Genomic DNA, 22966 nt, shown 5'->3' with positions numbered 1-22966 from the left:
TATGAGGCAGCAGTCGACGATTCTCGTGACCGGGGTAAACGGCCAGGTTGGTTTCGAATTGTTGCGATCGCTCCAGGGGCTCGGCCGAGTGGTGCCGTGTGACCGGTCGACGCTCGATCTTTCCGATCTCGATCGTGTGCGCGCTTTCGTCAGGGATCTGAAGCCGTCCCTGATCGTGAATCCGGCCGCTTATACGGCGGTGGACAAGGCAGAGAACGACATCGAGCTTGCGCGACGCCTGAATGTCGACGTGCCGCGCGTATTTGCCGAGGAGGCGGCGCGTAGCGGCGGCGCGCTGATTCACTACTCGACCGATTATGTGTTCGACGGTGCGAAAGCGGGCGCGTATGTAGAAACCGACGCGACGAATCCCCTGAATGCATACGGAGCGACGAAGCTCGAGGGCGAACACGCGATCGCGGCGACCGGATGTGCGCATTTGATCTTGCGCACGAGCTGGGTATATGGCCGGCGTGGCAGCAACTTCCTGCTGACGATGCTGAGGCTGGGCGCCGAGCGCTCCGAGTTGCGGGTCGTTGCGGATCAGGTCGGCGCGCCGACCTGGGCCAGGACAATCGCTGCCGCGACGTCGCACATCGTCGCCCAGGGCGTTGCATCGGTTGACGCCGACTGGTGGGCGCGCCAGTCGGGTATCTACCACTTTACGTCTGCCGGCGCGACCTCCTGGTGCGGCTTTGCCGAAGCGATATTCGCTATCGTGATGGCTTCGCGCGCGCCGAGGGTGGTGCCGATTTCCTCGGATGACTATCCGACGGCCGCAACGCGGCCGGCCAATTCGCGAATGGCACTGGGGAAGCTGACGGCGGCATTCGGCTTGCAGATGCCGGATTGGCGCGATGCATTGCAACTGTGCTTGAGCGAATGACGCGCCGGGCGAGACGGGTTGCGGGCGCCCGGGAATGCCCCGGCCCTCCCCGGTGGTTGTTCGGGGCGCCCCCGGCCGTTTCCGGGGAAGGTGGTTCGCCGGCTATAATTCTCCTTTCGGCCCGGTCCGATGCGACCCGGCTGACACCGATGCCGGCGGTGTACTGATGCAAATGGCGAAGGCCTCGACCTTGCCAACGGATACTAAATTTCTGGAGTGAATGCGATGTTAATCCCCGTCATCCTGTCCGGTGGTGCTGGCACCCGACTGTGGCCAGTTTCCCGCGAAGGGCATCCCAAACCGTTCATGAAGCTTGCGGATGGTGAAAGCTTGCTCCTGAAAACCTACCGTCGGGCGGCAGCGGCGATCGGCAATGATGGGGAATCCGAGCGTGGAGAACTGTTGACGGTCACGAACCGCGACTACTACTTCATGAGCAAGGACGAGTTCGGCTATGCCGCGCTCGGCAATCAGCAGTCCGGTGTATTCATGCTCGAGCCGACCGGTCGCAACACTGCGCCTGCGGTGGCGATGGCGGCGCATCACGTTGCGGACAAGTACGGGCGCGACGCGCTGATGTTGGTGCTCGCAGCCGATCATCTGGTGCAGGATCAGCAGGGTTTCTCGGCTGCGGTCGCGAGCGCGATCGAACTTGCGAAGCAGGACAAACTGGTCACGTTCGGCATCGTGCCGACGGGGCCGGACACGGGCTTTGGCTACATCGAGGCGGGGGATCGCGTCGGGGACGGCCGCGTGGCGCTGCGCTTCGTCGAGAAACCCGACGCAGTGAAGGCTGCCGAATATGTCGCAGCCGGCAACTACCTGTGGAACTCGGGCATGTTCTGTTTCAAGGCCGGTGTGATTCTCGACGAGATGGCTCGTCATGCCCCGGACGTCGCGACGGCCGCCGATGAATGTTGGGCGTCGCTGCAGTCGGACAAGGGTTCGGCGCAGATGCTCGAGATTCCCGCCGAATCGTTCCAGAAAATGCCCGACATCTCGATCGATTATGCGGTGATGGAGCGTTCGTCGAAGGTTGTGGTCGTGCCGTCCAGTTTCGGCTGGAGCGATATCGGCTCGTGGGGCGCTGTGCGCGACCTGACCGTGCCGGACCAGGACAGCAACCGGGCCGTCGGCGAAGCGATCTTCGTCGATAGCCGGAACACCTATGTGCAGAGCCAGGATCGTGTCGTCGCGGCGGTTGGCGTCACCGATCTGATGATCATCGATACGCCGGACGCATTGCTGGTCGCGAGTCCGGATCGCGCGCAGGACGTGAAGCAGGTGGTAGCCCGCCTGAAGAAGCAGAATCACGATGCCTACAAACTGCATCGCACGGTGAGTCGCCCGTGGGGCACGTACACGGTGCTGGAGGAAGGCCCGCGCTTCAAGATCAAGCGCATTGAAGTCAAGCCGGGCGCGAGCCTCAGTTTGCAGATGCATCATCATCGCAGCGAGCACTGGATCGTCGTGTGCGGGATGGCCAAGGTCGTCAACGGCGATCAGGAAATTTTCGTTCGGACCAACGAATCCACCTACATTCCCGCCGGTCACAAGCACCGCCTCGAGAATCCCGGTGTGCTGGACCTCGTGATGATCGAAGTGCAGAGCGGCGAGTATCTCGGCGAAGACGACATCGTTCGCTTCGAAGACGTATACGGCCGGGCTTGATGCCGGGAATGACGCCAGTCCTTCGGATCTAGCGGGGCTCATGGCGTGAAGCGCCAAGCGGGAATTCCAGTCCAGGTTCGGAATTCCGGCTTGGCGCGGCTGTGCCGTTCTTGACCAGCGATGGCCTGCTCGCGGCGCAGGCGTGCCGCGGGTCTGATGTCGACATATCGCCGCACTGTTGTGCGGGCAAGTTGCCGTGGAGCACATGCGTGAAAGCGCTGGGCTGCGCCCGGAACGCGTTCACCCGTGACGTCAACCTGATCCAGGAGCCGCGCTTCTCGCGGTGCTACTTGCCGGTGGTGGATAATTTCGTCGATGTGGCCTGGCTGCTGGACGATGGTGAGGAGTTTGTCTTAGTGGATAGCTTTTATCGCGCGTTTGAAGATCAGCATCGAGGCTCAAGGGAACTGATCAAAAGTCGGCTGGCGAAATACCGGCCGTTTATTGCACCCCTTGCGACGCTCTATCCGGGCGGAAAAGCGTTCGATCTGGGTTGCGGTCGCGGTGAATGGCTGGAGTTGATGGGCGAGTCGGGGTTCGCCGCGATCGGCGTGGACCTCGATGGCGACATGCTGGAAGCATGTCGGGAGCGCGGTCTGTCGGTATTTCAGGGCGATGCCATCGAGTATCTTGCTGCGCTCGACGCCAATAGTCACGCGCTCGTTTCAGCGTTTCACGTTGTCGAGCATGTGTCGTTTGAGCAAGTTCGACGAATCGTCAGCGAAGCGTTGCGCGTACTGAAGCCGGGCGGTCTCTTGATCCTCGAGACGCCGAACCCCGAAAATATCGTCGTCGCGGGCTGCAATTTCTATCTGGATCCGAGTCACGTTCGTCCGATTCCTTCGGAACTCCTGAGTTTCGTGGGCGAGTATGCCGGATTTGCCAGGGTCAAGCGAATTCGACTGCAGGAGTCCCCTGCGTTGCAGGAAGAGGGGGCGCGGGCCCATCTTATGGATGTGCTCGGCGGTGTCAGTCCGGATTACGCCATTGTTGCCCAGAAATCCTGCGGTGAAGCCGACGCGGCATTTTTCGACGCAGCATTCGATGCCGATTACGGGCTGTCGCTGGCCGAGCTTGCTGCGCGTTTCGAGGCAGGGGCCGCCCGGGCGCACGAGCATGCCGCTGAACAGATCGAGCAGACGCGGAGCGAAATCGGGCGCCTTCATCAACAGACCCAGAGCGAAATCGGGCGCCTTCATCAACAGACCCAGAGCGAAATCGGGCGCCTTCATCAACAGACCCAGAGCGAAATCGAACGCCTTCATGGCGAACTTGGCTTGACTCGCGAAGAAGTGGACGGCACCCGCCGTGAACTGATGCGGGCCGTTGATGAGCTTGCGCAGATCCGCAGCGACCTGGGCCGTGTCCGGGGCGATCTGGCGCAAGTGACCGGCGAACTGAGGCGGGTCCAGGACGACGCGCAGCACGCCGCGGAGCGATTGCAGGCGGTCTATGGCAGCACGTCTTGGCGTGTCACAGCGCCCATGCGAAGCGCCGTCACGTTCGCTCGCGGAGCGAAAGCGACGTGCAAATCCGGCGTGAGGCGTGTGCTGTTCCGAAGCGTCGCGTACGTCAATCGCAACCCTCGTCTGCGACGATTGGCGGTGCGAGCGCTGGGCGCGATGCCTGGTGTGAAGCAGAGGCTCGTTCGGATCATCGTGGGGGCGCCTGCGCAATCGATGCAGAGAAAGCCGATCGATGATGACGGTTTGACACCCCGCGCGCGCGAAGCGTACATGGCGCTCAAGTCAGCGTTCGCGCCGGACCATGGGGATACTGAATAATGCGTATCGTTGTTGACATGCAAGGGGCGCAAAGCCTCAATTCGCGCAATCGCGGCGTGGGTCGTTACACCGAGTCCATCGTCAAGGCGATGATCCGGAATCGCGGCGACCACGAAATCGTACTTGCACTGAATGGCGCGTTCGAGGAGTCCGCGCGGGTCCTGCGCGAGCAGTTCGAGGCATTGCTCCCGGCGGAGAACATTCACGTCTGGTATGCAGCAGCGCCCGTCGCGCATGCGGATAAAGCCAATGGCTGGCGTCGCCACGCCAGCGAATTGACCTATGAAGCCTTTCTGACGAGCCTGAAGCCTGACTTCATTTATATCGCCAGCTTTTTCGAAGGCTTCGGCGATGATTCGATCACCAGCATTCACGCGCTTCAGACCAACGTCCCGGTCGCCGTCACGCTGTACGACCTGATTCCATACCTCTATGCCAAGCCTTATCTGGAGAATCCTCTTTTCAAGGATTGGTACCTCGAGAAAATCGAACATCTTCGACGCGCGGATTTGTGGTTGGCCATTTCCGAATCGTCTCGCTCGGAAGGGATCGAACATCTGAATTTCTCGCCCGAGTGGTCGGTCAACATGTCCGCCGATGTCGACGCATGGTTCCGTCCCGAGCAGATTTCTGCCGAGCGCGAAACTGCGTTGCGAAGCAAATACGGGCTGACGAAACCGTTCGTGCTCTATACGGGGGGTATCGATCACCGCAAGAACGTCGAAGGCATGATCCGCGCGTTCGCATTGCTGCCGTCCGAGTTGAGGAAGTCGCACCAGTTGGCGATCGTTTGTTCGATTCAACCGGCTAGCCGTGATGCATTGACGCGCCTGGCCCGGCAAGTCGGCCTGGACGCGGCTGATGTCGTATGCACGGGCTTTGTGCCGGACGAGGATTTGCTGTCGCTCTACAATCTGTGCCGCTTGTTCGTCTTTCCTTCGTGGCATGAAGGTTTCGGTTTGCCGGTGCTGGAGGCGATGCGTTGCGGCGCGCCCGTCATCGGCGCGAATACGTCGAGCGTTCCCGAGGTGATTGGCTGGGAGGAGGCGCTGTTCGATCCCAAATCCGACGACGCGATTGCGCAGCACATGCAGCGTGGCCTGACGGACGAGGGTTATCGTCAGGCACTGATCGAACACGGGATGCGTCAGGCGGGCAAGTTCTCGTGGGATCGCAGCGGGCGGTGTGCGCTCGATGCAATCGAGCGGCGGCGTCGGGCTTGGCTCGCCGAAACGCGCGAGCCGGAAGTCCAGTCGAAACGGCCCAAACTGGCCTACGTGTCGCCGATGCCGCCGGCCCGCACCGGGATCGCCGACTACAGCGCCGAATTGCTGCCGGAACTGGCGCGCTTTTACGATATCGACGTCATCGTCGATGCGCAGGCAGCGCGGGAAATACGGCTCGACCAGTTCGCGCCCGTCTCGGTCAAAACGCCGGCGTGGCTGCGCAAACATGCGGCTTCGTACGATCGGGTGCTCTATCATTTCGGCAACTCGTCATTCCACGAGTACATGTTTTCGCTGCTGGAAGCCGTGCCGGGAGTCGTTGTTCTGCACGATTTCTTTCTCTCGGGCGTGCTTGCGCACATGGCCATTCACGGGAACCGTTCCGACGCTTGGTCCAAGGCACTGTATGACGCGCACGGGTACGTCGGCCTGCGGGCACGACATCTGAGCGCGGATATTGCGGACGCTGTCTGGGAGTACCCGTGCAGCTTGGGCGTGGTCCAGAAGAGCCTCGGCGTGATCGTCCATTCTCCCAATTCACTGCGGCTCGCCCGTCGCTGGTACGGCGGGGACGTGGCAGACTGGACCGTCATTCCTCACATGCGCGATGCGCGTATCGCGTCGCATGGCGAGGATGCCCGCGACGCGCTGGGGATCGGCAAGGACGATTTCGTGGTGTGCGCGTTCGGCGGCCTCGGGCCGTCCAAGTTGAATCACCGGCTGCTTGATGCGTGGGGCCGATCGACCCTCGCGCGCGATAGGGCCTGTCATCTGATATTCGTCGGGGAAAATCAGCCGACCGAGTATGGCGAGAAACTCGCGCGCACCATTCGGCAAATGGGAGATCGGGTCCGCGTCACCGGTTGGGCCGATGCGCAGATGTTCCGGCGGTATCTGGCGGCAGTCGATGTCGGCGTGCAGTTGCGTACGCTGTCTCGCGGCGAGACGTCCGGGACGGTGCTGGACTGCATGAATTACGGCAAGGCGACGATCGTCAATGCCAACGGAAGCATGGCAGACCTGGATCGCGAGGCGGTATGGATGTTGCCCGACGAGTTTTCCGACGAGCAACTGGTCGAGGCGCTGGAAACGCTGCGCTCGGATCCGGCACGCCGGCAACGGATAGGCGCGCGCGCGCGGGACATCATCGTCAACGCCCATGCGCCCGACGTTTGTGCACAACAGTATCGCGACGCTGTCGAGCGGTTCTATCTCCAAGCGAATGCGAATCCGGTCGTATTGTCTCGCGCAATCGCGCTTCGCGCCGGTCAAGCCAGCGATGACCAGTTGCGCACGTGGGCGCTGAGCGCGGCGAGGAGCTTTGTTCCGCGCAACAACAAGCGGCAATTGTTGGTCGACATCTCCGAGCTCGTGCAGGTGGACGCCAGAAGCGGGATCCAGCGTGTGGTGCGCAATCTGCTGAAGGAATGGCTGGATTCTCCGCCCGACGGCTTCCGGGTGGAACCGGTGTACGCCACGACCAAGGACTCCTATCGCTATGCGCGTGAGTTCACGATGAGGTTGATGGGGTTCGACGACGGCTGGCTGCAGGACGAGCCGATCGACTATGCGGCAGGAGACGTATTCGTCGGTCTGGATCTGCAACCGCGGGTCGTGCCAGCGCAGCGGGCGTTTTATCAAACCATGCGATTGCAGGGTGTGCAGGTCAAGTTTGTCGTCTACGATCTGCTCTGCGTGCTGCTCCCTCAGTACTTCGTTCCTGGCGCGGCCGATGGGTTTACGGGATGGCTCGATGTCGTGGCGGAGAACGATGGCGCGTTGTGCATTTCGCAGGCTGTGGCGGCGGATTTGTCGTCATGGCTCGCAACGCACGCTCCGGACCGCGCACGCTCGTTCGAGATCGACTGGTTCCATCTCGGGGCGGATATCGAAAATTTCGCGACGTCTTCGGAAATCCCGCGGGACGGAAGCAAGATGCTTCAACACCTGCGTAATGCCCCGACGTTCCTGATGGTGGGGACGCTGGAACCCCGCAAGGGGCATGCTCAGGTACTTGATGCGTTCGAGCAGCTGTGGCGCGACAATCAGAACGTCAATCTGGTCGTCGTGGGGCGACAGGGCTGGATGGTGGAGGACCTGGTCGCCCGCCTGCGGGCGCACACGGAGCAGGGGCGCCACTTGTTCTGGCTGGAAAATGCCTCGGACGTCTATTTGGAGAAAATCTATGGGGCAAGTTCGTGTCTGATTGCGGCGTCCTATGGTGAAGGCTTTGGTTTGCCGCTGATCGAAGCCGCGCAACATGGATTGGCGATCATCGCGCGCGATCTGCCGGTGTTTCGCGAAGTGGCTGGCGAGCATGCATTCTATTTTTCCGCGCAAGACGGGCGTGAGCTGGCGACCGAGATCGAGGCATGGCTGGTGCTCCGAGCGCAGCAGCAGGAGCCTTCATCTCGCGGTATGCCGTTCCTGACCTGGGCGCAGAGTGCTCGCCAATTGGCAAAAATTCTCATGCGCGATGAAGCGTATTCTTAAAGTAGGATCATTATGTCTAAGAAAACTTCCATCATCACTGGCATCACGGGACAAGACGGTGCTTATCTGGCCGAGTTGCTGCTTGATAAGGGCTACACGGTCTACGGCACCTACCGCCGCACCAGCTCGGTGAACTTCTGGCGCATCGAGGAGCTCGGCATTGCCAAGCATCCGAACCTGCATCTGGTCGAATACGACCTGACCGATCTGTCGGCGAGCATTCGCCTGCTTCAGACGACCGGGGCAACGGAGGTGTACAACCTCGCCGCGCAGAGCTTCGTCGGCGTGTCCTTCGACCAGCCGGTCACGACTGCCGAGATTACCGGCATCGGGCCGCTGAACCTGCTCGAGGCGATTCGCATCGTCAATCCGAAGATCCGCTTCTACCAAGCGAGCACGTCCGAGATGTTCGGCAAGGTGCAGGCGATTCCGCAGATCGAATCGACGCCGTTCTATCCGCGCAGCCCGTATGGCGTGGCGAAGCTGTACGCGCACTGGATCACGGTGAACTATCGCGAGAGCTACGACATCTTCGGTTGCAGCGGGATCCTGTTCAACCACGAATCGCCGCTGCGCGGCCGCGAATTCGTCACGCGCAAGATCACCGACTCCGTCGCGAAGATCAAGCTCGGCCAGCTCGACGTACTCGAACTGGGCAACATGGATGCGAAGCGCGACTGGGGCTTCGCGAAGGAGTATGTCGAGGGTATGTGGCGCATGCTGCAGGCCGACGAACCGGACACGTACGTGCTGGCCACGAACCGTACCGAGACCGTGCGCGATTTCGTGAGCATGGCGTTCAAGGCGACGGGTGTCGACCTCGAATTCAAGGGCAGTGACGATCAGGAAGTCGGTATTGATGTCGCCACCGGCAAGACGCTGGTTCGCGTGAATCCGAAGTTCCATCGGCCGGCCGAAGTCGATCTGTTGATCGGGAATCCCGAGAAGGCGAAGCAGAACTTGGGCTGGGAGCCGAAGACGACGCTCGAGGAGCTGTGTGCGATGATGGTTCAAGCAGATTTGCGCCGAAATGAACGCGGCTTCTCGTTCTGATACGCCGCGCGCCCTGGTGACGGGGCTCGGCGGCTTCACCGGCGACTATCTCGCGAAGTCGTTGCAGGCGGCCGGCTATCGCGTGTTCGGCACGACGCACGGCTCCGAGGTGACCGGAGCCGGCATGTACCGGGTCGATCTGTGCGACCGGGCGGCGCTGGCAAAGGTCGTCGCGGACGTGCAGCCGGACGTGGTCGCGCATCTCGCTGCGGTGTCATTCGTCGCGCACGGTGATGCGGACGCGATCTATCGCACCAATGTGGTCGGCTCGCGGAATTTGCTGGAGGCGCTCGCGAGTCTGGCAAATCGTCCGCGAGCAATTCTGCTGGCGAGCAGCGCCAATATCTATGGCAACGCGGCGGTCGAGGTCATTGACGAATCCGTCGAGCCGAATCCCGCGAACGATTACGCGGTCAGCAAACTGGCGATGGAATACCTGGCGCGCCTGTGGCAGGACAAGCTGCCGATCGTCGTTGCGCGTCCGTTCAACTACACGGGCGTCGGGCAGTCGCCGCAGTTTCTGCTGCCGAAGATAGTCGGCCATTTCCAGCGCGGCGAGCGTGTGATCGAACTCGGCAATATCGATGTCGAGCGAGATTTTTCCGACGTGCGGCGCGTGGTGGATGCCTATCGGCGTCTTCTGGAACAAGCGCCGGCTGGCGGCGTGTTCAACGTTTGTTCGGGCCGGGCGGTGTCGCTGAAGGCGGTGATCGCGATGATGGAGCAGATCGCCGGCTACACGATCGACGTCCAGGTCAACCCCGCGTTCGTACGTGCGAACGAAGTGCGCCGATTGCAGGGCAACGGTGCGCGGTTGCAGGCCGCTATCGGGCAGCTCGACGACATTCCGCTGGAGAGTACGTTGCGCTGGATGTTCGAAGCGGGGCGTGGGTGAGCGTCGGTTTCGGTATGGTCGCGTCGGTTTCGCGTGGTGCGTACGCCGTCTCGGCAGGTGCACGTCGGCAGTTTGTCGAACGGGCGGGGTGCAACGAGGTATCGATGTCGGTCGGCCGGATTGTACGATTCCCCGCGTTCGGTGGCCGCGTTCGCGTCGCTTGCGAGTCGGCCCGGATGAGGAGCAGCACGTGAAGTTGGGGGTGGATATCACCTGGATGGTAGGCAACTACCGCGGCATGGGGCGATTCGCCCGGCAACTGGTGGAACCGGTCAGCGCGTCGGTGCTGGGTCTGGCGCCGAGCGGCGTGAGTGCCGACGAGTGGCCGTTCGTCAGTGACGGTCACGGTTTCTTCCCGTGGTGGGAGCAGGTCGAGTTGCCGCGCTTGTGCCGTGAGCAGAAGCTCGACTATCTGCTATGCCCGTATAACACGGGGCCGCTGCGGTCCACGGGCAGCACGCGGGTGATCGCGGTCGTCCATGACCTGATCTACATGAAGCCGTGGCATGTGCTGCCGCCGGCGCGATCGTTGTATCAGACCGTTGGGCGGGTTTACCGTCGTCAAGTGGTGCCTCGGCTCGTTCGCCGGGCCGACGCCGTGCTCACCATCTCACGCTTCACACAGCGAGAGTTGATGGAGCGGTTCGGGTTGCGCGAGGCGGACGTCCCTGTCATTCCGTGCACGATTTCGGACGACTGGTTCGCGCCGCCGGTCAGTCGGCCTGCCCGCCAGCCGTATCTGTTCACGGTAGCGGGAGAAGTGCCCAGCAAGAACGTTGACCGTTTGCTGCAGGCTTTCGCGATGGCGAGGCCCGCACTGGGCGATGACGCACGGCTCAGGATCGCGGGGATCAAATCCGACCATCACGCGCACTTTCTCGGGCGAGCGAATGCGCTTGGGCTGGGGGGCGTCGTCGAACTGCTGGGCTACGTGTCGCGAGAGGATCTGCGGCAGCAGTACCGCCACGCCCGCGCGTTCGTCTTTGCGTCGTTGTTCGAAGGGTTCGGGATTCCATTGCTGGAAGCGATGGCGTCCGGTACACCGGTCGCATGCAGCAACACGACGTCGATGCCCGAGATCGTCGGCGAGTGCGGCCTGCAGTTCGATCCTTATTCGGTCGAGGACATGGCCGAACAGATCCGCCACGTATGGGGCGACAGTACGCGATTCGACGTGGCGGTCGGTGCCGGCATGGACCGCGCGCGCACCTATTCGGCGTCTGCCGTTCGTCCATCGATTCAGGATTTCTGGGCCCGCCTGTCATGAGTCAGAACAAGAAGAAACTGCTGGTGCTGACGCCGCGGTTTCCGTATCCGGTGATCGGCGGCGACAAGCTGCGGATCTACCATCTCTGTCGCGTGCTGTCCCGCCATTACTCGCTGACGCTGCTGAGCATGTGCGAGACCGACGAAGAAATGCATGCCGTGTTGCCGGACGACGGCGTGTTCGACCGCGTCGAACGGGTCTTCCTGCCTCGCCGGCTGTCGTACCTCAATACGCTGCTCGCGTTGCCGACCCGCACGCCGTTGCAGGTCGCGTACTACCGCAGCCGTGCATTTGCGGCGGCGGTGGCGAGATTGCTGCCGTCGCATGATGGCGTATTCGTGCATCTCGTGCGCTGTGCCGAATATGTACGCAAGTCGGACAAGCCGCGCATCCTCGAAATGACCGACGCGATCTCGCTCAACTACAGTCGTGTGAAGCAGTTGAAGAACGCACGAGGGCTGAAGTCGCGCGTGTTCGGTATCGAGGCAAAGCGCCTGCTCGACTACGAGCGAACGATCGTCGACGACTTCGATCTCTCGGTGCTGGTTTCCAGAACCGATCGCGACTACCTGTTTCCCGGCGCGTCGGGCAAGAACGTGATGGTGTGCTCGAACGGTGTTGACCTGTCGGGCCTGCCGTACACGCCGCGCAGCATGGCGAGCCGCGTCGTGATTTTCATCGGCGACATGCGCACGGTCCAGAACCAGGATATGTGTCACTTTTTCGCCGGGGCCGTGTTGCCGTTGCTGCGCCAGCGTGCCGACTATCGTTTTCGGATCGTGGGGTCGATCGTACCTGCACTCGCCGAACGATTTCGCGCGTACGACGGCGTCGAAGTGACCGGCCGGGTCGAGTCGGTTGCGCAAGCTGCGTCAGACGGCGCAATCGGCGTATGTCCGATGCGCATCGGCGCGGGAGTGCAGAACAAGATTCTCGAGTACATGGCGCTCGGGCTACCCGTCGTTACCACGTCGCTGGGCCATGAGGGCTTGGGTGCTGAAGGGGGGCGGGAACTGTTGATCGCCGATACGCCGGAGGAATTTGTCGATTGCATCGAACAACTCGTCGCCGACGAGGCCGCGTCGGTAGAGATGGCGGCGCGAGCGCGCACCTTCGTCGAACGTGAGCATGGGTGGGAGCGAATGATTGCGCCGCTCGTCGAAAAGGTGAATGCGTTGCTGGCTTGATCGCTGTCGTGCCCGTCGCGGCCCATACGCGTACGGCTCGGTTGCAAGTAGCGGTTCGAGCGCCGTCGGCCCGGCTATTCGAGGCGCCCGGCTTGGAGGCCGCGAGCCGGCACGGTTACAATTTGGCACGCGTCCGATTGAACCCCCGATGCCGGCGACGGCGGTCTTCTTTCATGAGGCCGTGTCCGGGGCGGGGCGACCCCGGTCACATCAGCGGTGCAGCATTTATGTCCGATTCAGAGGCCGCGCATCGATTCGTATCGGCCCTGCCGCGGGCGGGTGCGCGGTGGTGCGAATCGATGACGGTGTCCACGATCGATATCCTCCTCGTTTTCGAGAGCCATCCGTGTTCTTCGTTGGCCCCCTTCCCGTATGCGTGCGCCCGCTGGGCACAAGCGGTCCCACCTGCGATGTAGCGCGTGGCGTCGTGACGCGCGCGCTTGACGCTCCGATTTCGTGCGTGGTCATCGGCAGTGGCATCAGGCGGTTATGTAGCGATGTCCGCCGGCTGAGTCGGAGGCGATCATGACGCATCTCGTTGTCACCGGCGCGAACGGCTTCGTGGGCCGCGCAGTTTGCCGTCTCGCGCTGGACGCCGGGCACGCTGTCACGGCACTCGTGCGGCGGCCGGGCGGATGCGTCGACGGCGTACGCGAGTGGGTGCATGGCGGCGCCGATTTCGATGGCCTCGCCGAAGAATGGCCGGCCGACCTGACCGCCGATTGCGTGATCCACCTCGCCGCACGTGTCCACGTCATGCGCGACGAGTCGCCCGATCCCGACGCCGCATTCGACGCGACCAACGTCACGGGCACGCTGCGTCTCGCCGAGGCCGCGCGCAAGCATGGCGTGCGTCGGATCGTGTACGCGAGCAGCATCAAGGCGGTGGGCGAAAGCGACGGCGGCGCACCGCTGTCTGAAAGCGTGCGCCCCAACCCACAGGACGCATACGGCCGCTCGAAGCTGCGTGCGGAACAGCAACTCGCGCGGTTCGGCGCATCGGCCGGGCTCGATGTCGTCGTCGTGCGGCCGCCGCTCGTCTACGGCCCGTCCGTCCGTGCCAATTTTCTGCGAATGATGGATGCGGTGGCGCGCGGGATGCCGCTGCCGCTCGGTTCCGTCTCCTCGCGCCGCAGCATCGTCTACGTCGACAATCTCGCCGATGCAATGCTGCAATGCGCGACGAACCCGCACGCGGCCGGTGAATGCTTCCACGTTGCCGATGACGACGCACCGTCCGTCACGGGCCTGCTGCGTCTGGTCGGCGACGCCCTTGGCAAGCCGGCGCGGCTTCTGCCGGTTCCGGCCGCGTTGCTCCGTGCGCTCGGCAAGGTGACCGGCCGTAGCGCGGCGATCGACCGCTTGACCGGCAGCCTGCAACTCGATACGGGCCGGATCAAGCGCGTGCTCGGTTGGCAACCGCCTTACACGACCCGGCAGGGCCTCGAAGCGACCGCCGCATGGTATCGTTCGCGCGATACACAACGATAGTCGACATGCCTTTCCCGATATTCACGTGGCCCGTTGCGGTGGCGCTGGCCGCCGCCATCGCATCGACGGCCATCTTGCGCGTGCTGCTCGCGACCGGCCTCGCGTGGCGTCTTGCCACCGACATCCCGAACGATCGTTCACTCCATACGCTGCCGACTCCGCGTGTCGGCGGGTGGGGCATCGTGCCGGTTTGCATCGTCGCGCTGCTGGCGCTGGCGCCGCACCTGTGGCTGATCGCGGTCGCCGCCGCCGCGCTTGCCGCGATGTCGCAGATCGACGATCGGCGCGGGCTACCGGCCCGCGTGCGGTTCTCGGTGCACCTGGCGTCCGTCGTCGCGCTGATCGCTGTCTACCCGGCCGATGCGCCGTGGTGGCTGCTCGTCGGCGTCGGCTTCGTGATGGTTTGGCTCACGAACCTGTACAACTTCATGGACGGCGCAGATGGCCTCGCGGGAGGTATGGCGCTGTTCGGCTTTGGCGCGTACGCGGTCGCGGCGTTGACGGGCGCGCATCCGTCCCCCGATCTCGCCTTGACCGGGGCGGCGGTGGCCGGCGCGGCGTTCGGCTTCCTGCTACTCAACTTCCATCCGGCCAGGCTGTTTCTCGGCGATGCAGGTTCAATTCCGCTCGGTTTCCTGGCCGGGGCGCTCGGCTATTGGGGCTGGCGTACGGACGTCTGGCCGATCTGGTTTCCGGCCCTGGTGTTCGCGCCCTTTATTGCGGACGCGTCTGTAACACTTTTGAGACGTCTGTTACGCGGCGAAAAGTTCTGGCAAGCGCACCGGGAGCACTATTATCAAAGGATGGTCCGATCGGGCGTAGGTCACGGACGGACCGCTCTTTATTGGTACCTCATCATGCTCGCAGGCATAATCGTCGCCGTGTGGGCAAAGGGCCGCCCGGAATGGCAGCAATGGCTGTCATTCTTCGCGTGGTACGCCATCCTGGCATGCATGGGATGGTCGATCGACATGCGCTGGCGCCGGTTTCAGGCGGCCGCCGAAAACAATTCGTGAGGTTTCCCGCCGATGTTGCGATCCAAAGCATCGTGGCTGTCACTGAGTGCTTTCCTGTTCGACCTGACGGCCGTTGTCGCGTCGTGGTTGTTCGCTTATCTCATCCGTTTCAACGGCAGCGTTCCGTCTGATTTCCTGAGCGGCGCGCTGATGGCCCTCGTCTGGGTGCTGCCGGTCTACGCGCTGATGTTCCACCTGTTCGGCCTGTACCGCGGGCTGTGGGTATTTGCGAGCCTGCCCGACCTGATGCGCATTTCGAAGGCAGTCGTCGGCGGTGGCGTGATCGTGATGATCGGCGCCGTGATGTTCCAGCCATCGCCGATCATCCCGCGCTCGGTGCTGCTCGTGTCGCCGCTGATGCTGTTTCTTGCGATGGGCGGGGCGCGCGCGCTGTATCGCGCGACGAAGGAGTTCTACCTGTACGGCGGGCTGGTCGGGCAGGGCAAGCCCGTGTTGGTGCTCGGCGCCGGCACGGCCGGCGCGAGCCTCGCGCGCGAGCTGTCGCGTTCGGGCGAATGGCGTCTGGTCGGCTTGCTCGACGACGACGTCACCAAGCAGGGGCGCGAGATCTACGGCTACAAGGTGCTCGGCTCGTTCAACGACCTGAAGCACTGGACAGACGCGCTGAAGGTCGAATACGCGATCATCGCGATTCCGTCGGCATCGGTCGAAACGCAGCGCAGGGTGGCGACGCTGTGCGTGCGCGCCGGTGTGAAAGCGATGGTGCTGCCGTCGCTGACCGCATTGATGCCGGGGCAGGGGTTCCTGTCGCAGGTCCGCAATATCGACCTCGAGGATCTGCTCGGTCGTGACGCGGTGACAATCGATACGCCGCACGTCGAGGCGCTGCTGCGCGGTCGCGTCGTGATGGTGACGGGCGCGGGCGGCTCGATCGGATCGGAACTATGCCGGCAGATTCTTCGTTTTGCGCCGGCGCAACTCGTCGCGTTCGACCTGTCCGAATACGCGATGTACAGGCTTGCTGAAGAGTTGCGCGAGCGTTTCCCCGACCAGCCGGTGGTGCCGATCATCGGCGACGCGAAGGATTCGCTGTTGCTCGACCAAGTGATGTCGCGCCATGCTCCGCACATCGTGTTCCATGCGGCAGCGTACAAGCATGTGCCGCTGATGGAGGAGCACAACGCGTGGCAGGCGCTGCGCAATAACGTGCTCGGTACGTATCGCGTCGGGCGCGCGGCGATTCGTCACGGGGTGCGTCATTTCGTGCTGATCTCGACCGACAAGGCAGTCAATCCGACCAATGTGATGGGCGCGAGCAAACGTCTTGCCGAGATGGCCTGTCAAGCGCTGCAGCAAACGAGCGGCGGCACGCAGTTCGAGACCGTGCGCTTCGGCAACGTGCTCGGCAGCGCAGGCAGCGTGATTCCGAAGTTCCAGCAACAGATCGCGAAGGGGGGGCCGGTGACGGTCACGCATCCCGAGATCACGCGATTTTTCATGACGATCCCGGAAGCATCGCAACTCGTGCTGCAGGCATCGAGTATGGGACACGGCGGCGAAATCTTCATTCTCGACATGGGCGAGCCGGTCAAGATCGTCGATCTCGCACGTGATCTGATCCGCCTGTACGGGTTTTCGGAAGGCCAGATCCGGATCGAATTCACGGGTCTGCGGCCGGGCGAGAAGCTTTACGAGGAGCTGCTCGCGGATGACGAAACGACGACGCGCACGCCGCATCCGAAGCTGCGGATAGCGCGCGCACGGGAAGTGCCGGATCATCTGCTCGATGAATTGCTGCCGTGGCTGATGCAGAACCGCGTGCTGAGCGACGACGAGGTGCGGCGCGATCTGCGGCGCTGGGTGCCGGAATATCAGACCGCCGCAAGTCCTGCCCTTCAAGCCGTATCGGCGTTGTTCCCGCCGAAGTCCGCGGCGCGAGGGTAGCGGACGCGGGTACTACCAAGCGTGCCCGCCGACCGTAGCCATTTTTGAAACCATTCTTGGATAAAAGGGCGCAATGCATCGAGCACGCGATGCAATCCGCCGTTACGGTGCGAGTAGTGCCCCGTAACGGGCAATTGCCCTCATGGTGATTTGTCGCTGGAGCGACGGTATCTTCGCGCCCTTGGGAAATCGCCGTATCGCCAGCAGGGACCAGAGCTTCACATCGAGCCTGCATCGGTCATCCAGCAATGACAACGTCTCCTTATCGAGTTCCTTGTCGAGCCGGATGCGCAGATTTTCCGGCACACGTGCAGTCGAATTAAGATGCATCATTGGCAGCTCGGTCTTGAACCAATGACTCAAATTTTGATGAAAATATGGGTTCTCGATAATATCGCTGTAAGCAATTGAGTCGAGTCGACTCAGTGCGTTTCTCAGTAATCTGGAGTCCTGATCCGGGGAGATGAACGAATCATTCCCGATACGTTCGTCCGGCCACAATAGCATGCGAGTGGCCAGATTATCCGTTTGACACGCAATGCGTGGATCCGTCAGGAATTCTTTCAGGGTGCCGCGCGAGAGTTTGATGCAATCTTGCCAACTTCCCCAACGCACAAGATATTCGTCCGACATACATCGCCAGTACACCCAATGAGACAAGAGGCGGGATAACGGCTCGCGAAGGAAAGTCAGTAGTTGGGCGCGCGGGTATCGATTCGTCAAAGTGCTGTAAGAGAAATGACCCATGATCAGCTTCGATTCGGGCATCTTGCTTTCATCAAGATGGATTGTCTGCGCAACCTCATCATCGAACTCGGAGAGTCGATCAAATGTGCCGAGCAGTAGTCGATCGATTCCTCGAACTTCGTCGTTGATTTTCAAGGATTGCGATATGCCGGTGATGACTGATGTGCCCGCCGTTTTCGGGACGTGCATGATCGCAAGCGGCTTTTCGTGGTTACGCGGTTCGTTTTTAAATCTGGGAGTAATGAAATAGTCGAACACGATCTAATTGGAGATGATCTATCAATAATCGCCTTGGGCAGACGATTTCTTCACGATGACTTGCGACAAGTAGAAGGCCGGCGGGTGCTATCGATCCATACGGACGGCTATGTCGGGGTGCCAGTTTATCGGCAAAAGGAGGTGGCTGCCACAACACCGGCGTCGAAGGCTGCCACAGCGGCCCGATCCCATTCTCGACATGGGTGAGGCGGTCGAGATCGTCGATCTCGCATGCGACCAGATTCGTCTTCCCGTTCTCTTGAGAGCGGGATCGAGAGCGAATTCCCGCTCGCTGCGCCCTTGAGCGAAACCATACGACGACCGGCAATACCGCAGTTTGGGTGAGCCACGGGCGGCCCGCGGCGGTATTCGTTTGACTACCAACCGATTCGTTCCTATGTTTTCCTCAAGGTACCCGTGCGATTGCCGTAAAGAAAAAAGGCGAAAAGCCAAATACGAGGCCTACGGTCCATACCAATCCGATGAAAACGGCTCAATTTGTCAGGGGAATAGGCGCGGCGCTCATGGCGCTCGCGCTTGCAGGCTGCGGCGGCGACGACGCGGGTTCCGCCGTGGCTACGGCGCAGACCGGCAAACTATCGGCGCTGCGAGCCGCGGGCAACGTGGTGAGCGCGACGCCGATGAGCGTGGCGGCGCCCGTTCATGTTGTGCTGGTGCTCAAGCTGAATGACGAAGCCGGGTTGAACCGCTTTCTGCAGCAAGCGCGCCTCCCCGGAAGCGCGAGTTTCGCGGCCGTACTGACTTCTGCGCAGATTGCTGCACAATACGCCCCTACTGTGGACCAGGTTGCCACCGTGAAGACTTACTTGGCAAGTAAGGGCTTCGCGAACATCAAGGTCGCCGGCAACAACATGATCGTCGAAGCCGATGCCCCGGCCGGCGTGATATCCAATGTGTTCCAGACGACGCTTGTCCCCGTCGCGATGGCTGACGGCACCACGACGCATATCAACACGGCCCCGGAGACCGTGCCCGCCGCGATCGGCGGGGTCGTTCGCGGGGTTCTCGGGCTCGATACCGCGACTCGCCTGCGCCCGAATTTCGTACGGGCTTCCAATACCGCCGCTGCGCTGACTTCCAACGCATCGCCGACGACCTCCGCGGTCACGGTGGGTCACAATCCGACGGATTTTCCCCGCATCTATTCCGCTGGCAGCGCTCCGACGGCGGCAAACATCACGGTCGGCATCATCGCCGAAGGAGACGTGACGCAGTCTGTCATCGACCTGGCGACGTTCGAAAGCAATAACCATCTGCCCGCCGTACCCGTTTCCGTGATTCATGCCGGACTGTCGAGCGGGGACACGAGCGCAACCATGGAATGGTCGCTCGATAGCCAGACCATCGTCGGGATGTCCGGCGGCCTCAAGCAACTCAATTTCTACGTTGCGCGGTCGTTTGCGTGGAGCGATATGGCGCTTGCAATCAATCGCGCCGTGACCGACAACACCGCCCGGGTCATCAACATGTCGATCGGCGGTTGCGAGAACTGGGCGCCGACGGCGGTCATCGACACGCTGTTCCAGCTCGCCGTCGCGCAGGGGCAGACTTTTTCGGTCAGTTCCGGCGATTCAGGAAGCGTGGCGTACGGCTGCTCTGGCACATCGGTGCAATACCCCGCGACGTCACCGTACGTGGTGGCTGTCGGCGGCACGACGCTCTATACGAACGGGAACGGCAGCTACGCAGGCGAGACGGCCTGGGATTCCAGTGGGGGCGGCATCAGTGGCATCGAGCCGATCCCGTCGTGGCAGTCGAATGTTCCGGCGCTCAAGGGGCGCGCTTTTCGGGGCATGCCGGACATCGCGTTCGACGCCGATCCGAACAGCGGCGAAGCAGTCGTCGTGGGCGGGCAACTCGAGATAGTGGGCGGGACGAGCCTGTCCGCGCCGCTGTTTGCTGCGACCTGGGCGCGCATGCTGTCGGGTGCCTGCGCGACGAATCTCGGTTTTGCTGCACCCGCGCTGTACAACGCTCCGGTCACGATGCCATCGGCATTTCGCGATATCACCTACGGGTCGAACGGTGCATACAGTGCAGGTGCGGGATGGGACTTCGTGACCGGCTGGGGCACGCCGAACGTCAGCATGCTGTATTCGTCGGTATGCAATACGGCACCCGCCGTCTACAGCGGCGGAATCAACGAAGGGACGATGCTGAAGCCACGGCAGGCCGTGTATTCCGCGTCCGGGAACCATGAGCTCCTGATGCAGGATGACGGGAACCTTGTGCTTTACAACACGACGAATGGTGCTGCGGTATGGAACACCCGGACGTATGGAAACCCCGGGGCGTATGCTGTCTTCCAGACCGATGGCAACTTCGTGGTCTACAGTGCGAATGGCACGCCGCTATGGTATTCGGCGACCTACGGCCAGTCCGGCGAGCAATATCTTGCCGTACAGGATGACGGCAACATGGTGATCTACCGGTTGTTCGTGCCGGTATTTGCTACCGCGACCGATACGCCGAGTTATGTGGTCTCGTCGGCCGGCCCCGCTGTCTGGAATGGCGGTGTCGTCCTCAGTAGCGGCCAGAGTCTTACGTCCGGCAACGGGGCGAACGTACTCGTGATGCAAGGAGACGGGAATCTGGTGCTGCTCCGCCACGGCGCGCCGGTATGGAATTCGGGTACATTCGGTTATTCGGGCGCCTTTGCGGTGATGCAGGGGGATGGCAACCTGGTCGTCTACAGTGCGGCGGGTGCGCCGCTCTGGAATTCCCGCACCGGCGGCAATCCAGGCGCGGTCACTTACGTTCAAGACGACGGCAACGTCGTGATCTATACGCGACGGCCGAACTGGAGCACGAACACTGCGGGCGCCTAGTTTTCGCGGTTGCGTAGTGATGGTCCGTCGGCATCGACGGGCCGTGCGAGCCGGCTACCGACGCCCCTCAATGCCCCGCCTTGCCTTCCTCACCACCATCCACCGCGGCGCCCTGAACCTGACGATGCTGAGATAAAGCCACACATAAGTCAGCGCGAACACCACAACAAAAACGAACAGATGCACGGTATGCCGCCAGAACAGCGTCGCCGGAATCACCGCGACGAGGCACAGCAGCCACAGATAAGGTGACGTAAGCGAATTCCGCCGCGTCAGATCGTGCGCATGCTTCGTCCCCACGGCCCACCGCATCAGCCGCTTGTACACGAGCATATGCAGATGCACGCCGTCCGGAATTCCCGGCGACATCCCGCGGATGAACTTCTTCCGGTAGATCGAGAAGCAGGTCTCGAAGATCGGATACATGAACAGCAGCACCGGATACCACGCGGACACCTCGCGGTTGCGCATCACGAGCATGATCGCGAGCTCCGCGAGCATGAAGCCGATGAAATACGCGCCGCCGTCGCCGAGAAAGATCAGCCCGGCCGGGAAATTCCACAGGAAGAAGCCGAGCACGGCGCCCATCATGATGATCGACGCGGACATCACGACCGGGTCGTTGACGTGGAACGCGACATACGCGAGCGACGCGAACATCATGAAGCTGACCATCGACGCGAGCCCGTTGAAGCCGTCGATGATGTTGATCGCGTTCGCGAGCGCCGCGACCGCGAGCACGGTGATGAACGCCGAGATGGCCACGTAGCCGAGCAGGAAATCGAGCGGCGGCACGCTGATGCGCTTGACCGCGATACCGAGCAGCCAGAACGCCAGCGCGGCCGCGCCCATCGTGCACAGCAGCCGCGCGCGGGGCGACACGCGCTTGGTCAGGTCCTCGACGAGGCCGGACAGGAACGCCGGCAGCCCGCAGGCGACGATCCCGAGAATGCTGCCGGCGATCGTCGGGTAGCGTCGCGACACGACAAGTGCGGCAATCACGACCCCGGCGAGGATCCCGATGCCCCCCACTCGCGGCACGGGCCGCACGTGGAATTTCTGCACGCCGGCCAGGTCGCTGTCGATCGAGAATTTCTCGTGAAGGTGCGCGTAGCGCACGATGAACAGCGTGACGAGCAAGGAGACGATAAAGCCGGACGCGAAGCTGAGCATGGGATCGCTCGAAAAATGGACAGCGGATTATACAAAACCGCGCGGGTTCCCCTCCTGCCATCGCCAGTGGTCGGCGCACATTTCCTCGATGCCGAGCGTCGCACGCCAGCCGATGATGTCGGCCGCGGCCTGCGGGTTCGCATAGCACTCGGCGATGTCGCCCGGGCGGCGCGCGACGAGTTCGTACGGCACCGGGCGGCCCGACGCCTTCTCGAACGCACGTACGACTTCCAGCACGCTGTAGCCCTGGCCGGTGCCGAGGTTCACGACGAAGCTCGCGTCGCGCGTGGCCAGCGCGTCGAGCGCGGCGATGTGCCCCTTCGCGAGATCGACGACGTGGATGTAGTCGCGCACACCGGTGCCGTCCGGCGTCGGGTAGTCGGAGCCGAACACGCGCAGCTTTTCCAGCTTGCCGACCGCGACCTGCGCGACGTACGGCATCAGGTTGTTCGGGATGCCGGCCGGATCCTCGCCGATCAGCCCGCTCGCGTGCGCGCCGACCGGGTTGAAGTAGCGCAGCGTCGCGATGCGCCACGACGGATCGGACACCTCGAGATCACGCAGGATCTGCTCGGCGATCAGCTTCGACTGGCCGTACGGGTTCGTCGCGGACAGCGGGAACGATTCGTCGATCGGCGAGCGCTCGGGCACGCCGTACACGGTCGCCGACGAGCTGAACACGAACTGCCGGACGTTGCGCTCGCGCATGACCTTGAGCACGGCGAGCAGGCCGCCGATGTTGTTCTGGTAGTACTCGAGCGGCTTCGCGACCGATTCGCCGACGGCCTTGAGCGCCGCGAAGTGAATCGTGCCGGTGATCGGGTGCGCGTCAAATACCTTCGCGAGCGCGGCTTCGTCGCACACGTCGACCTGGTGGAACGCGGGCGTCTTGCCCGTGATCCGCTCGATGCGCCGCACCGATTCAGCCTTGCTGTTCACGAGGTTGTCGACGATCACGACGTCGTAGCCGTTGTCGAGCAGCTCGACGGCCGTATGCGAGCCGATATAGCCCGCGCCGCCGGTAACGAGGATGGTGCCTTTAGCGGTCATTGCTGATGCGCTCCT

General features: G+C 62.4%; 15 protein-coding genes. 12 read left to right on the top strand and 3 right to left on the bottom strand.

Translation table 11 applies throughout. The annotated features are described in order from the left end of the window. Position 1 precedes the first annotated feature (1 nt). The 11 genes from rfbD to KPB06_RS20415 all read left to right on the top strand — a co-directional run bounded on the left by rfbD (position 2) and on the right by KPB06_RS20415 (position 16874). Positions 2-886, top strand: a complete 885-nt coding sequence (gene rfbD, locus KPB06_RS20465; protein WP_099316127.1) for a dTDP-4-dehydrorhamnose reductase — start codon at positions 2-4, stop codon at positions 884-886. Between the two features lie 225 nt (positions 887-1111). Continuing rightward, a complete protein-coding gene (locus tag KPB06_RS20460) occupies positions 1112-2557 on the top strand; it encodes a mannose-1-phosphate guanylyltransferase/mannose-6-phosphate isomerase (protein WP_059574198.1) in 1446 nt (481 codons plus the stop codon). A gap of 209 nt (positions 2558-2766) precedes the next feature. Further along, complete coding sequence (locus KPB06_RS20455) at positions 2767-4341, top strand: methyltransferase domain-containing protein (RefSeq protein WP_257219956.1); 1575 nt, start codon at positions 2767-2769, stop codon at positions 4339-4341. Further along, positions 4341-8060, top strand: coding sequence for a glycosyltransferase (locus KPB06_RS20450; RefSeq protein ID WP_099316128.1), 3720 nt, complete (start codon positions 4341-4343; stop codon positions 8058-8060). The genes KPB06_RS20455 and KPB06_RS20450 overlap by 1 nt, the downstream gene beginning before the upstream one ends. A 12-nt stretch (positions 8061-8072) precedes the next feature. After that, on the top strand, positions 8073-9113 hold the full coding sequence (gmd, locus tag KPB06_RS20445; RefSeq protein WP_099316129.1) for a GDP-mannose 4,6-dehydratase: 1041 nt from the start codon (positions 8073-8075) through the stop codon (positions 9111-9113). Next, positions 9091-10008 (top strand): NAD-dependent epimerase/dehydratase family protein, encoded by a 918-nt coding sequence (locus KPB06_RS20440; RefSeq protein ID WP_099316130.1) that lies wholly within the window; start codon positions 9091-9093, stop codon positions 10006-10008. Before gmd ends, KPB06_RS20440 begins: the two co-directional genes overlap by 23 nt. A gap of 202 nt (positions 10009-10210) precedes the next feature. Then, positions 10211-11275 (top strand): glycosyltransferase family 4 protein, encoded by a 1065-nt coding sequence (locus KPB06_RS20435; protein ID WP_226093714.1) that lies wholly within the window; start codon positions 10211-10213, stop codon positions 11273-11275. A 50-nt stretch (positions 11276-11325) separates the two neighbouring features. Then, on the top strand, positions 11326-12462 hold the full coding sequence (locus KPB06_RS20430) for a glycosyltransferase family 4 protein (protein ID WP_226093715.1): 1137 nt from the start codon (positions 11326-11328) through the stop codon (positions 12460-12462). A gap of 525 nt (positions 12463-12987) precedes the next feature. Beyond that, positions 12988-13953, top strand: coding sequence for a UDP-glucose 4-epimerase family protein (locus KPB06_RS20425; RefSeq protein WP_059574193.1), 966 nt, complete (start codon positions 12988-12990; stop codon positions 13951-13953). 5 nt (positions 13954-13958) lie between these two features. Next, positions 13959-14969, top strand: a complete 1011-nt coding sequence (locus KPB06_RS20420) for an MraY family glycosyltransferase (RefSeq protein ID WP_059574192.1) — start codon at positions 13959-13961, stop codon at positions 14967-14969. 12 nt (positions 14970-14981) lie between these two features. After that, positions 14982-16874, top strand: coding sequence for a polysaccharide biosynthesis protein (locus tag KPB06_RS20415; protein WP_099316131.1), 1893 nt, complete (start codon positions 14982-14984; stop codon positions 16872-16874). A gap of 102 nt (positions 16875-16976) precedes the next feature. Here KPB06_RS20415 and KPB06_RS20410 read toward each other — a convergent pair whose 3' ends face one another. Further along, positions 16977-17879 (bottom strand): hypothetical protein, encoded by a 903-nt coding sequence (locus tag KPB06_RS20410; RefSeq protein WP_144029717.1) that lies wholly within the window; start codon positions 17877-17879, stop codon positions 16977-16979. A gap of 524 nt (positions 17880-18403) precedes the next feature. Here KPB06_RS20410 and KPB06_RS20405 point away from each other — a divergent pair. Continuing rightward, positions 18404-20728, top strand: coding sequence for a protease pro-enzyme activation domain-containing protein (locus tag KPB06_RS20405; RefSeq protein WP_275906263.1), 2325 nt, complete (start codon positions 18404-18406; stop codon positions 20726-20728). Positions 20729-20782: 54 nt separating this feature from the next. On the opposite strand, the gene KPB06_RS20400 is transcribed toward KPB06_RS20405, so the two are convergent. Together KPB06_RS20400 and galE are read right to left on the bottom strand one after the other, a co-directional pair. Further along, a complete protein-coding gene (locus KPB06_RS20400; RefSeq protein ID WP_099316134.1) occupies positions 20783-21901 on the bottom strand; it encodes an MraY family glycosyltransferase in 1119 nt (372 codons plus the stop codon). A gap of 27 nt (positions 21902-21928) precedes the next feature. Next, positions 21929-22951 (bottom strand): UDP-glucose 4-epimerase GalE, encoded by a 1023-nt coding sequence (gene galE, locus KPB06_RS20395; RefSeq protein WP_099316135.1) that lies wholly within the window; start codon positions 22949-22951, stop codon positions 21929-21931. Positions 22952-22966 lie beyond the last annotated feature (15 nt).

The organism is Burkholderia semiarida, assembly GCF_029268935.1.
In the GTDB taxonomy this organism is placed as follows: Bacteria; Pseudomonadota; Gammaproteobacteria; order Burkholderiales; family Burkholderiaceae; genus Burkholderia; species Burkholderia semiarida.
Note: the sequence above shows the minus strand (reverse complement) of the source record. Positions and strands in the feature narration are given on the sequence as shown.

What these genes read in the sequence shown, in the direction of transcription:
- KPB06_RS20400 (WP_099316134.1), bottom strand. Translation starts at nt 21,901, where the DNA reads ATGCTCAGCTTCGCGTCCGGCTTTATCGTCTCCTTGCTCGTCACGCTG.
- KPB06_RS20405 (WP_275906263.1), top strand. Translation starts at nt 18,404, where the DNA reads ATGGCGCTCGCGCTTGCAGGCTGCGGCGGCGACGACGCGGGTTCCGCC.
- KPB06_RS20450 (WP_099316128.1), top strand. Translation starts at nt 4,341, where the DNA reads ATGCGTATCGTTGTTGACATGCAAGGGGCGCAAAGCCTCAATTCGCGC.
- gmd (WP_099316129.1), top strand. Translation starts at nt 8,073, where the DNA reads ATGTCTAAGAAAACTTCCATCATCACTGGCATCACGGGACAAGACGGT.
- KPB06_RS20425 (WP_059574193.1), top strand. Translation starts at nt 12,988, where the DNA reads ATGACGCATCTCGTTGTCACCGGCGCGAACGGCTTCGTGGGCCGCGCA.
- KPB06_RS20420 (WP_059574192.1), top strand. Translation starts at nt 13,959, where the DNA reads ATGCCTTTCCCGATATTCACGTGGCCCGTTGCGGTGGCGCTGGCCGCC.
- KPB06_RS20415 (WP_099316131.1), top strand. Translation starts at nt 14,982, where the DNA reads ATGTTGCGATCCAAAGCATCGTGGCTGTCACTGAGTGCTTTCCTGTTC.
- galE (WP_099316135.1), bottom strand. Translation starts at nt 22,951, where the DNA reads ATGACCGCTAAAGGCACCATCCTCGTTACCGGCGGCGCGGGCTATATC.
- KPB06_RS20460 (WP_059574198.1), top strand. Translation starts at nt 1,112, where the DNA reads ATGTTAATCCCCGTCATCCTGTCCGGTGGTGCTGGCACCCGACTGTGG.
- KPB06_RS20440 (WP_099316130.1), top strand. Translation starts at nt 9,091, where the DNA reads ATGAACGCGGCTTCTCGTTCTGATACGCCGCGCGCCCTGGTGACGGGG.
- rfbD (WP_099316127.1), top strand. Translation starts at nt 2, where the DNA reads ATGAGGCAGCAGTCGACGATTCTCGTGACCGGGGTAAACGGCCAGGTT.